This is a genomic window from Bacteroides sp. DH3716P (genome assembly GCF_025914115.1).
In the GTDB taxonomy this organism is placed as follows: Bacteria; Bacteroidota; Bacteroidia; order Bacteroidales; family Bacteroidaceae; genus Bacteroides; species Bacteroides ovatus.
In genome coordinates, this window is sequence record NZ_CP083673.1 from 3602571 (window position 1) to 3615339 (window position 12769).

9 protein-coding genes are annotated in these 12769 nt (G+C 40.6%); 5 read left to right on the top strand and 4 right to left on the bottom strand.

What is annotated here, in order from left to right:
- Positions 1 to 42 precede the first annotated feature (42 nt).
- The 4 genes from KQP79_RS13435 to KQP79_RS13450 form a co-directional block, all read right to left on the bottom strand.
- Positions 43 to 1506, bottom strand: coding sequence for a carboxypeptidase-like regulatory domain-containing protein (locus KQP79_RS13435; RefSeq protein ID WP_004297377.1), 1464 nt, complete (start codon positions 1504 to 1506; stop codon positions 43 to 45).
- 46 nt (positions 1507 to 1552) lie between these two features.
- Positions 1553 to 2770 (bottom strand): hypothetical protein, encoded by a 1218-nt coding sequence (locus KQP79_RS13440; RefSeq protein ID WP_004312016.1) that lies wholly within the window; start codon positions 2768 to 2770, stop codon positions 1553 to 1555.
- 6 nt (positions 2771 to 2776) lie between these two features.
- Complete coding sequence (locus KQP79_RS13445) at positions 2777 to 3526, bottom strand: YjbH domain-containing protein (protein WP_004297375.1); 750 nt, start codon at positions 3524 to 3526, stop codon at positions 2777 to 2779.
- 414 nt (positions 3527 to 3940) lie between these two features.
- Entirely contained in the window at positions 3941 to 4894 is a 954-nt protein-coding gene (locus KQP79_RS13450) for a tyrosine-type DNA invertase cluster 3b (protein ID WP_004312018.1), read from the bottom strand.
- An 860-nt stretch (positions 4895 to 5754) separates the two neighbouring features.
- Here KQP79_RS13450 and KQP79_RS13455 point away from each other — a divergent pair.
- From KQP79_RS13455 to KQP79_RS13475, 5 genes are all read left to right on the top strand, one after another.
- Positions 5755 to 6024: a hypothetical protein gene (locus tag KQP79_RS13455; RefSeq protein WP_004306027.1), complete on the top strand. Its 270-nt coding sequence runs from the start codon at positions 5755 to 5757 to the stop codon at positions 6022 to 6024.
- A 7-nt stretch (positions 6025 to 6031) separates the two neighbouring features.
- Complete coding sequence (locus tag KQP79_RS13460) at positions 6032 to 6586, top strand: 1-acyl-sn-glycerol-3-phosphate acyltransferase (protein ID WP_004297371.1); 555 nt, start codon at positions 6032 to 6034, stop codon at positions 6584 to 6586.
- Positions 6587 to 6687: 101 nt separating this feature from the next.
- On the top strand, positions 6688 to 7464 hold the full coding sequence (locus tag KQP79_RS13465; protein WP_004297370.1) for an amidohydrolase: 777 nt from the start codon (positions 6688 to 6690) through the stop codon (positions 7462 to 7464).
- A 148-nt stretch (positions 7465 to 7612) separates the two neighbouring features.
- Entirely contained in the window at positions 7613 to 9604 is a 1992-nt protein-coding gene (locus tag KQP79_RS13470; protein ID WP_004297369.1) for a glucosamine-6-phosphate deaminase, read from the top strand.
- Between the two features lie 194 nt (positions 9605 to 9798).
- Positions 9799 to 12708: a xanthan lyase gene (locus tag KQP79_RS13475; RefSeq protein WP_004312021.1), complete on the top strand. Its 2910-nt coding sequence runs from the start codon at positions 9799 to 9801 to the stop codon at positions 12706 to 12708.
- Positions 12709 to 12769 lie beyond the last annotated feature (61 nt).

A 12769-nucleotide genomic window follows, 5' to 3' on the forward strand; every position in this document is an offset into this window, starting at 1 on the left:
TCAATGCTACAAATGAATCTAAGCCCCTTACTATAAAACATCTTAGATACTACCACCCTTACCACCGCTATGTGTCGGATTATAAGTAACCGTTTTATATTGATGGTCCGTACCGGTATAACGAGTTGCTGTAATCGAAACAGACTTTGCAGTACCCTTAAACTTTACATTAGCCGTCAACGTGGTAGTACGGACTTTTGCATAGCAAGTATAACTCATGGTAGTATATCCGTTTACATTTACAGTGTTATAAACACGTTCAGTTTCCGTAATGCCAGATACCGATCCCATTAATGAGAACATACGAGTTTTCATAAAAGCAACCATTGCATTCACCGTTTTTGTATCTTCAGCACTAGCACCAGCTCCTAATTGCGATTTAACTTCAGCAACAAGACCAGCATCATTCTTATCATAGTCCCAACCAGACTTTTCCTTATATTTCAGTTCAATGCCAGCCACCGCTTTAGCATTCTCGCTATTATCACGACTAGCTTGTCCTAGAATATTAGTTGTCACAGTTTCATTACTAATCTTGCTATATACTTTATTCTCTATAGCATAAGCAGAGAAGTGATCGACTTCGGCTGTATATGCAGTGACAGCTCCACTTTCTGTAGTAGAAGATATATTTTTAATTACATTTCCATTATTATCTTTTGCATCCCCCCATTCTCCTGTATTTGGATTCTGATAAGTAAGTATCATATCAGCATCAGCGAATGTTATTCCAGGGATAGGATTAGGAATAGAAATCGTAACAGACTTCTTAAATTTCAAACCAGACGGTTCAAATTTAGCAGCAGCTAAAGGTATGCTTTTAGGTACATCTCTATTCACGTCCTCTGCCTTTACTTCAGTAGTTACTTCTTCAGGAGCAGGAACAAAGGTTGTCACACTAATGTTGACTTTACCATCTTCAACAATTCCTGCTTGTTGTTGAGATGCCTCAATTGCATCTTCCGGTATTGTCAGTTCGACTTTCACGAGCGGTTTATCCTCTACCACTTCTTCCGGAGCAACTTCTCCCGGCTTTTCAATTGCCTGATTCGATTCACTATTATCCTCTACTTTAGTTTCTCCTGTAGCCTCTATTGACACAGCAGTTTTCGGACTCTCCTTTGTCAAAGCCAGAGCTACCGTTACCACACTACGATTCTCTGCATTATTTGCAATGACAACTGACGTTTTCTGTGAAAGATATCCATTAGAAGACGCTTCAATACTATAAGTACCTGTAGCACTTTCTGTAACAGAGAACTTACCATTCGAGTCGGTTGTGTAATTTTTACTACCCACTTTTACCTTTGCCCCATCCATTGCTGCTCCTCCGGAAGTCACCGTCCCCATAATGTAATACTCTACAACCGGTTTCGGAGTTTCAACAACTTCCCCTTCTGCCGGTTTCGGATCGTCATCATCATCGTGACAGGCTACTGTCGCAAAAGTTAACATACCCAAGGCTATCGCCATGGCACCCACATAAAACCATTTTACACTTTTCATAATGTTCAAATTTGTTAAAAATACTAGTTTAAATATCAATCATGTTTCACTTCTCACTCGTTCTAATCAAATAATATCGAATATAATCCGGCTGCCAGAAGTGTGAATTCTCTGCCGACTTAGGTTCAACACTATAACTTTCGCCCAATGAACGATGAGCGTATTCATTCCCGCTACGCATATCATACTGAAAAGCAAAATATTCGGGAAGCATCACCCGTAGCAGATGTCGCCTGCGTTTCTTTCCCGGTAATGGAATAGAGAAATTAAACCCTGCATTCGTTGCTCCATCTGTGTACATACCATATATACCTACAATATATTCGCCGAAATAGCGTGAAAGAGTTCCGCGTACTCCATAATCTCCATAAATAAAGCGGGCCCCTTCTACTTTCACCAAGGTATTCACTTCCGGCACATAATATCCTACGCTAATCTGTCCATTGACTCTTTTCCACTTACTCATTTTCCAGTCACTGCCATAGAAATGGGAAGAACCGGTAATTCCTCCTCCACCTTCTACCGTCCACCTGCCGTTTGCTGAAAAATAGCCGATTCCTGCAGCAAGTCCCTGACGGTCATTAGAGAAACTACCGCCAGTGAGGTATCCTTTCCAATGGTTAGCCAAGCGAAAATCCTGACGCAAAGCCATGAATCCCAAGCGAACGCAGTTCCACTTACCATCTTCATTACTTACAATAGGCAAAGAAACCTGCATCCGTAGCGAAGCTCCTTTCCATAATTGCATTTCCAGGGCAGGTTGCAACTCGAGTGCCGCCTTATACAACTTATAAGTTACATTATTGACTAACATCACGTTGGGATATATCACAAAATCTACCTTACCGAAAGAACTTTCTTTTCGTTTTACACCTTTCAGCTGACGCACAGCAGTTCCGGTAGAAGTAGTCATCCCCATCTTACGATACACTTCATCCAACGTACATTCACCGGACTGACATTTTTGAATCAAATCTGCAGGGATAGTTATACATAATTGTGGTAGGGCATTATCTAATATAAGTAGCTGCAAAGTCGGTATTTCCGGTATAGCAACCAAATGGCGTATAGCAATACCGATTCCATTATAAATACCTCTATAGGCAGAGGTCTCAAAAGCCGCAGTTATCGTGTCCCTTTTCTCCACAACTGAAATATTCTCCATTTCCAATTCTTTCAGTGTCTCACTCACACGAACTGGCTGTGCCTGTAACAAAGAAATACCACAGAGAAAAACAGCAGTCACACTAACAATCCTTTTCATCTTCTTTTAATGTATTAATGTACATTCATACCGCAGACCAGCGGAAACACACGTAAATTCACGAGTAAACACATTGACGGACAAATGCTTCCAAAAGCGCATGGCAGCCCCCATATTCCATCCATGCGTATCATATTCCACCATCAATTTCAATTCTTTGCAAAAAGAAGGCGTGTAACGGACACCTCCGAAAGGTCCTTTATTAAATACCCGGCAATCGCCTTGATGAATATACCATCCGGCTGTGACAGCCAATTGATCTCCTGAACGAAATCCGATAGTCTTTGTCAACACACCATAATAAGCTCCCCAATATGGAGTCTTCTTCTCAGTCAAAAGATCATCTCCACCAATCACAACAGCCGGAAAATAGCGGCTTTCTTTTATTGGACGAATGCGAATCGTATTAGAACGGTCCTGATTATGATAACCCGTTCTGCCTGTGCCGGTTGTCATTTTGAGTAATGTCATCCGATAAGTGAATTCGATAAAAGAGAAAAGAGTCATATCTACAAAATAGTTCATGGTAGGGAAACTGAAAACCGATGGAGTAACCTGTTCTGGTAAGAAATTGACTCCTCCCGTAAATGTACCGGTCTCTTGCATTTCAGCGGTAGGTATCATCAACTGCCCCGTTGTTCCCATGGAATATTGCGCATGAATCAGACCGCTCATCGGAATGAGTATCAGAAATAGAATACTACCTTTTAACGAAATAAATGGCTTATTCCTAAAAGCCGCTTTAGTTTGTTTCATCTTTATTTGTATGTTATACTTTTAAATAGAGATATTCTCAAAACTTTTTTGATTAATCCACTATTTTTACCTTATATAATTCTGTTACTTCTTAGGTAACAGTAAACACACAATCGAGACCAACCGGAATGAGAACAGAGAAAAACATCGACAATTACAGTGAGAGAAGAGCTTTTGCCTTTAGCGAAGGGGAAAATTCTTTTTAAAACAGGACATATAAATCATTGGGCATGAAGATATAATTATTTCATGTTCGGATTTTTTTTTGCCGTATGCATCAGATAAAACGAAAAAAAATGGGAGAATATTTGTTTGCTATTTATATTTTTGTCTATCTTTGCGTCATATTTGATTCCGTTACCTAAGAAGTAACAGATACATTTAAATGCTGATTATTAAAGTTTTGTCTATATATCACCTGCCTGCATTGCAATCTCTAACGTAAGATAAATTCTTTCTATTTACTTCTGTACGTTCTCTTAATCCAAAGCCTTTCAGATATATTTGTGTGGTTTTAATAGATTTGTGCCCCAACGATTCACTTATCATTTCAATAGAAACTCCGCGGTATTTGGCAGTAGTGGCCCAAGAATGTCGGAAAGTATATGAAGTGACAGGCGAATTTAAGCGCAACGCTCTCGCCAAATCCTTCAAACAATTATTAAATCTACGAAGAGCAGACTGATATTCCTTATATGCTTTTTCATCTTTTCGCTTCTTATCACTATGTAAAATATCGAATAAATAGTCGGGACAATCAGGAAGAGCAGGTTTATTGCTTCGAAGCTGATTCATCATCTCCTTTGCACTTTCGAGAATTTCCAGGCTCATTGGTGTTTTAGTCTTGATACGATTATATTGAAGCACATTCCGGTCTAAAGCCGACTTCTCTAAATGCGCCAAATCTGCGAATGACATTCCACAAAACTGAAACATTAAAGCGGCAATCGTCTGCGTACGACGCAAACGTTCGGATTTCGGATCCTCATATAGAAGTTTGTGTAACTCGGTCACAGACAATGCTTTCTTTTGCCGGATATCCACGCCTGTATAAACATCATGAAACAACCGGGGAACATAAGGGGCACTTCCCGCTTCTACTCCCCGATTGTAGATACTACGAAGCATACGCATATAAGTAGAAATCGTATTGAGCTTTAATCCGGACTCGTAAAGATGCTGTCCATAGCAACGTAAACATTCTCGCGTGACTTGCCTGAACGATATGTTCAATGTTCCACAAAACTTACTAAAAGAAAAAAGAGCATTCTTATAAACATGAGCGGTAGAATATCGCCCTTCTTTCCGCAAACGCTCAATGTACGCTCCGGCACATTGGCTAAATCCATTTTTATTAATTTTTTGCATCATTAGTTATTTTAGATTATACAATAAATTAAGAGAAAGAACAAAAATAACCTACTTTATGATTGCAGCTATTATAAAAAAGAAAAATAAGAGAAACACCGTCATTCACGTGAAAGTTATTCTTGTACTTCGGTGAGAAAACAAGTGAAACCGATACAAAAACGAGGGTATCCAAAGAGGGCTGTACAAAGCGCTGAAACGCCTGCCAGTAAAGGGGGAAAAGCCAACGAAAACCAGTAGAGTAAAGTAGAGAAGAGAAAAGTATTATTTCTGTTATAAATAATAGCAATAATATAGGGCAGAGAAAATGGCTTTGGTTGCTACCGCTGTCGGTCCGGATCACTTTGTCGGTGCCGTTTCTATTCCCGTGTCCCTCATGAGTTGTTCGTCCGGCAGATGACCGACTCTCGTCCGGCAGGTTGTTGATGCTCGTCCGGTGGGTAACGGATATTCACACGGTAGATAACGTACGTTTGTCCGTTAGGTAAATTCTATATTATTTCTCGGGCTACCGCTTCACTAAAAATAACATTTGGCTCATACATAACCAACATTGGTTAAGTAAGTGACTTACCCTATCAACTGTTGAACTAAATAAATTACTCATTAGTGATCCGAAATGAACTAAATAGGAATTTATTGAAACGCAGATTAACAAGTAAATCATATAAATACTATTCAGGATCACAATCAAACCGTTATTCCATCAATAATAGCCTGTGAAATTATTTAAATGAAGAGATAGAGTTAAGAAGATGAAGGCCTGAATAATGTTTTTCCCTATATTATTCGCTAGAATCAAAGAAAGTGCCTATCTTTACCGCAAGTATTTTTATTATTCACCATTAAATGTAAAGATTATGGCAAGTAGAAGAGAACTCAAAAAGAACGTAAACTATATCGCAGGAGAATTATTCACCGAGTGTTTAATCAACAGTATGTTTATCCCTGGCACAGACAAGGTAAAAGCAGATGAACTGATGGCAGAGGTACTGAAGATGCAGGATGAGTTTGTCACTCGCATCAGCCACACAGAACCGGGCAACGTGAAAGGTTTTTATAAGAAATTCCGTGCTGATTTTAATGCAAAGGTAAACGAGATTATTGAAGCTATAGGGAAATTGAACTAACAACAGAATGAAAAAAGCAATTTATAGCTTTATCTATTACCGCCTGTTAGGATGGAAGACAAACGTTACGGTGCCTAATTATGATAAATGCGTGATATGTGCCGCTCCACACACAACAAACCTTGATTTATTTATTGGAAAACTATTTTATGGTGCTATAGGCCGTAAGACAAGTTTCATGATGAAAAAAGAATGGTTTTTCTTTCCACTTGGAGTTTTTTTCAAAGCAGTTGGCGGAATTCCCGTCAACCGTAGCCGAAAAACTTCGCTAGTAGATCAGATGGTTCATAATTTTGCTAAATATAAAAAGTTTAATTTGGCTATCACTCCCGAAGGAACCCGCAAAGCGAATCCAAACTGGAAAAAAGGTTTTTATTTTATAGCTTTGAAAGCACAGGTTCCTATCGTCCTGATTGGTATTGATTACAGCAAGAAAACGATTTCGGCAACGAAAGCTATCATGCCGTCAGGAGATATTAATAAGGACATGAGAGAAATCAAACTTTATTTCAAGGATTTCAAAGGAAAACATCCGGAGAATTTTGCTCTTGGAGAAATATGATTTAAGTATTAGGTATTAAGTATTAATCGTAGCTTTTGATATACTTATCCGCACGGCTTAATACTTAATACTTAATACTTATTACTTAATACTTAGTTATCATGGAGTCTATCCGTATTTCTATCATACAAACCGATATTGTTTGGGAAAATAAACAAGAAAATCTCCGTTTGCTCCACGAAAAGCTGCAAAGTCTTCGTGGAATAACGGAGATTGTTGTTTTACCGGAGATGTTTTCCACCGGATTCAGCATGCAGAGTAAAATGCTGGCAGAGCCGAACTCCGGAGCAACCATTACAATACTCAAACAATGGGCTGCCCAATTTCAGCTAGCCATTTGTGGAAGTTATATAGCAACTGAAAACGACCAGTTCTATAATCGGGCCTTCTTCCTGACACCGGAAGGAGAAGAATTCTATTATGACAAACGTCACCTGTTTCGTATGGGAAGGGAAGCCGAACATTTTTCGGTCGGTGACAAACGACTTATCATCCCCTATCGTGGATGGAATATCTGCCTGTTGGTTTGCTATGATCTCCGTTTTCCTGTATGGAGCCGGAACGTAAACAACGAGTACGACCTTTTAATATATGTAGCCAACTGGCCTATCCCCCGCCGTCTGGTTTGGGACACTCTGCTCCGGGCGCGTGCTTTGGAAAATCAATGCTATGTATGCGGTGTCAACAGGGTGGGTATAGACGGATATCAGCTTACATATAATGGAGGAAGTAGAGTTTATTCTGCTTTCGGAGAAGAAATCGGCTCATTTCCAGATGAAAAGGAAGGAATAGCTACTGTGAGTCTTAATCTGAACACTCTCAACCAATTCAGAGAGAAGTTCCCGGTATGGAAAGATGCAGACGAATTCCATCTGTAACATTGGCAAAATAACAAATGTTAAAAACAGATTCTTGCAGCAACAATACCTAGAACTCGGTAGTTAATTATATAGACTTCTTTTGTATCTTTGTCGTGAAAATACAGTCGTAAGGACGCTAATCTTACATAACTTAATTAACAACTTTATGAAAACAAATCTTAGTTCTCAAATCAGTCTCCACCGGGTCTCCCCCAGATACTACAGACCGGAGAATGCATTTGAAAAATCAGTCTTGACAAGACTCGAAAAAATCCCTACGGACATCTACGAATCCGTAGAAGAAGGTGCTAACTATATTGCGCGCGAAATAGCACAAACCATCCGCGAGAAACAAAAGGCAGGACGTTTCTGTGTATTGGCTCTTCCCGGAGGAGATTCACCCAGCCACGTATATACCGAGCTTATCCGTATGCATAAGGAAGAGGGACTTAGCTTCCGCAATGTGATCGTATTTAATATGTATGAGTATTATCCGTTGTCTCCCGATGCAATCAACAGTAACTTCAATGCTTTGAAGAGTATGCTGCTGGATCACATCGACATTGACAAGCAGAATATATTCACTCCCGATGGAAGCATTGCCAAAGATACCATCTTCGAATATTGCCGTCTGTATGAACAACGCATTGAAAGCTTCGGAGGTATTGATATTGCTTTGTTAGGGATTGGTCGTGTAGGTAACATTGCGTTCAACGAACCGGGTTCCCGACTGAATTCTACCACTCGTCTGATTTTGTTAGATAATGCATCACGAAACGAGGCATCCAAGATTTTCGGAACGCTGGATAATACGCCGATCAGCTCCATTACAATGGGAGTAGCTACTATTCTTGGCGCAAAGAAAGTTTATCTGCTTGCATGGGGTGAAAACAAAGCAGCTATGATTAAAGAGTGTGTGGAAGGTCCGATCACTGACACAATTCCTGCTTCTTATCTGCAAACTCACAATAATGCACATGTAGCTCTTGATCTTTCAGCCGCTATGAACCTGACACGTATCCAACGTCCATGGTTAGTCACTTCTTGCGAATGGAATGATAAATTAATCCGCAGTGCAATCGTTTGGTTGTGTCAGTTGACCGGCAAACCGATTTTGAAGTTGACAAATAAAGACTATAACGAAAACGGTTTGAGTGAACTTCTGGCACTTTACGGTTCTGCGTACAATGTAAATATCAAAATCTTCAATGATTTGCAGCACACCATTACCGGATGGCCGGGCGGTAAGCCTAATGCTGATGATACCTATCGTCCGGAACGCGCAAAACCGTATCCGAAACGTGTGGTCATCTTCTCTCCGCATCCGGATGATGATGTTATTTCAATGGGTGGTACGCTTCGCCGTTTGGTAGAACAAAAGCACGAAGTACACGTAGCTTACGAAACTTCCGGTAATATCGCCGTAGGTGACGAAGAAGTAGTTCGTTTCATGCATTTTATCAATGGATTCAATCAGCTCTTCAATAATAGCGAAGATTTGGTTATCAATGAAAAATATATAGAAATACGCAATTTCCTGAAGGAGAAGAAAGACGGTGATATGGACAGTCGTGATATTCTGACTATCAAAGGTCTGATTCGTCGTGGTGAAGCCCGTACAGCTTGTACTTATAATAATATACCGCTGGAACGTTGCCACTTCCTCGATCTGCCATTCTATGAAACAGGTAAGATTCAGAAAAACCCAATCAGTGAAGCAGACGTAGAAATTGTACGCAACTTGCTCCGTGAAATAAAACCTCACCAGATTTTTGTTGCTGGTGATTTAGCCGACCCACATGGAACTCACCGTGTATGTACAGACGCTGTATTTGCTGCTGTCGATCTTGAAAAAGAAGAAGGTGCCAAATGGCTAAAAGACTGTCGTATCTGGATGTACCGTGGTGCGTGGGCTGAATGGGAAATCGAGAATATTGAAATGGCAGTGCCTATCAGTCCGGAAGAACTTCGTGCAAAACGTAACTCTATCCTGAAACATCAGTCGCAAATGGAAAGTGCTCCGTTCCTGGGTAACGACGAACGTTTGTTCTGGCAACGTAGCGAAGATCGTAACCGTGGTACAGCTACTTTGTACGATCAATTGGGATTGGCTTCTTACGAAGCAATGGAAGCATTTGTAGAATATGTTCCATTATAAGAGTAATCATTCTTAATTAAGAGAATATAAAACAATGAAAGAAGAGTGGGAAGTTTCGATACTTCTCGCTCTTTTTTGTTTATTTTTGCGGGGAGAATTAAACGCGGATTAACGCAGATTTTCGCAAAGAAAAATAGAATAAAACAATCTGCGATAATCCGTGATAATCTGCATTTAGCAAAAAAGCAACAAGTATGAAGAAAATAATAGTATTTTTTCTAGGCCTTACATTCTGTGCAACTTTTCTTTTTGCGCAGGATATTGAAAGAAATGTAAAAGAGCGGCTGACGGATTACTTCAACCAATATACCGCAACAGCCAAAATCAGCACTCCTAAACTGAATAGCTTCGATATTAATTACGACCGTAAGACGATTGCAATCTATGCATCGGAGAGTTTCGCCTACCAGCCTTTCCGTCCGGAAACTGTAGAAAACATTTATAATCAAGTTAAAGAATTGCTTCCGGGTCCCGTTCATTATTACCAACTCACCATTTATGCGGATGGGAAACCCATTGAAGATTTGGTACCTAATTTCTACCGGAATAAGAAAAAGGATAAGGAGCGGTTATCCTTAAATGTAGATTATAAAGGAGCTCCCTGGGTGAAAAACACTTCACGTCCTAATGAAATCTCACGCGGACTACAAGACCGCCACATTGCAATCTGGCAAAGCCACGGCAACTATTTCAAAAATGATAAAAACGAATGGGGATGGCAACGTCCCCGATTATTCTGCACCACAGAAGACATGTTCACTCAATCTTTTGTCCTTCCTTATGTAATTCCAATGCTGGAAAATGCAGGAGCGATTGTCTATACTCCCCGCGAACGAGATACACAAAAGAATGAAATCATTGTAGATAATGATACCCCCAATGCTTCCCTTTATTTGGAAATGGGGGGTAAAAAGATTAATTGGGCAAATGCTCCGGTAAAAGGATTTGCTCAGAAGAAAACAATCTATAAAGATGGAGAAAATCCTTTCACTGACGGAACCTGTCGTTTTATTCCGACAGAGAGAAAGAAAAAGAAGAATAAAGACCAGGTATTTGCCGAATGGGTGCCTACTCTGCCGGCAACAGGCAAGTATGCTGTTTATGTTTCCTACCAGACATTACCCAACAGTGTAAGCGACGCCAAATATCTGGTATTTCATAACGGTGGAGTTACCGAATTCAAAGTAAACCAAAAGATAGGTGGAGGCACATGGGTTTATCTCGGCACTTTTGAATTCGACAAAGGGAACAATGACTACGGTATGGTGGTTCTTAGTAACGAGAGCAGCGAACATGGAGTTGTATGTGCCGATGCAGTACGTTTTGGAGGAGGAATGGGAAACATTGCCCGCGGAGGAAGAATCAGTGGGCTACCGCGTTACTTGGAAGGAGCACGCTATTCTGCTCAATGGGCGGGAATGCCATACGAAGTATATGCCGGACGAAAAGGTGAAAACGACTATACAGACGATATTAACACACGCTCTAACGTTATCAATTATTTATCGGGCAGTTCCGTCTATAACCCACAACAGTCGGGTCTGGGCATACCTTTGGAAATGACGATGGCATTACACAGTGACGCCGGATGCAGCAAAACAGACGAACTGATCGGATCACTCGGCATTTACACCACCGATTTCAATAATGGCAAACTGAATGCAGGAACAGACCGGTATGCCTCACGTGATCTGGCAGACATTCTGCTGACACAGATTCAGAAAGATATTTATTCAAGCTACAGCTTGCCGTGGACACGCCGCAGCATGTGGAACCGGAATTATAGCGAAACACGTCTTCCGGCTACACCTTCCACGATTATTGAATTACTCTCCCACCAGAACTTCGCAGATATGCAGTTAGGACATGATCCGAACTTCAAGTTTACAGTGGGGCGTGCCATTTACAAAGGTATTTTGCAGTTCATTACCAACCAGCACGATAAAGAATACATTGTTCAGCCTCTGCCTGTGAGCAATTTCGCCATTCAATTTGGAAAGAAAAAGAATACATTAGAACTTTCATGGAAAGGCGAAGACGATCCGCAAGAACCGACTGCACGACCACGGGAATACATTGTATATACCCGCATCGGTTATGGAGGTTTTGACAATGGCACTTTAGTCAGCAAAACGTCCCACACCGTTAAGATAGAACCGGGACTTGTTTATTCATTCAAAGTAACTGCTGTAAACCGGGGTGGGGAAAGTTTTCCTTCTGAAATCCTTTCTGTCTATAAAGCCAAACGTGAACAGGGAAAAGTAATCATCATCAATGGCTTTGACAGAATCAGCGGTCCGGCGGTCGTTAACACTTCTGATAAAGCTGGATTCGATCTAATGCAAGATCCCGGCGTTCCGTATATATCGAATATTTCATTTTGCGGAGCACAAACCGGCTTCGACCGTACACAAGCCGGTAAAGAAGGAAAAGGAAGTCTGGGACATAGCGGAAACGAATTAGAAGGAATGAAAATTGCAGGAAACACGTTCGACTATCCTTTTATTCACGGAAAAGCAATTCAGGCAGCCGGAAAATATAGTTTCGTATCATGCAGCGACGAAGCAGTAGAGAACGGATTGGTTACATTAGAAGATTATCCAGTAGTAGATTATATTTTGGGACTGGAAAAAGAAGATCCTGCAAGTAAAGCATATTACAAGACATTCTCTTCGGCTATGCAACGGATTATGACCAGTTATTGCCAAGCGGGAGGTAACCTGTTTGTCAGTGGTGCTTATGTAGGAAGTGATATGAGTGGAACACAAGGAAACCGGGAGTTTACGGAGAAAATACTGAAATATGGTTATCAAGGTAGCCTGACGGATAAGAGTTCGAATCAGATTAAAGGATTGGGCCGTACTATTACAATCCCACGTCTGCCTAATGAAAGCAGTTATGCTGTACCTGCTGCCGATTGTATTGTTCCCGTAGATACTGCCTTCCCCGTATTTACGTATGCACCCGGCAATCAGAGTGCAGGTATTGCCTACAAAGGGAACTACCGCACTTTTGTATTGGGCTTTCCTTTTGAAAGCATCCAGTCGGAAGCGGATCGGGCAACCATTATGGCAGGCATCTTGGGATTCTTTACTCAAAAATAAAAAATATCCTTTTTTTTAATCCGTTTCTCATTTTAAATTCTATCTTTGCTACTATAATAAC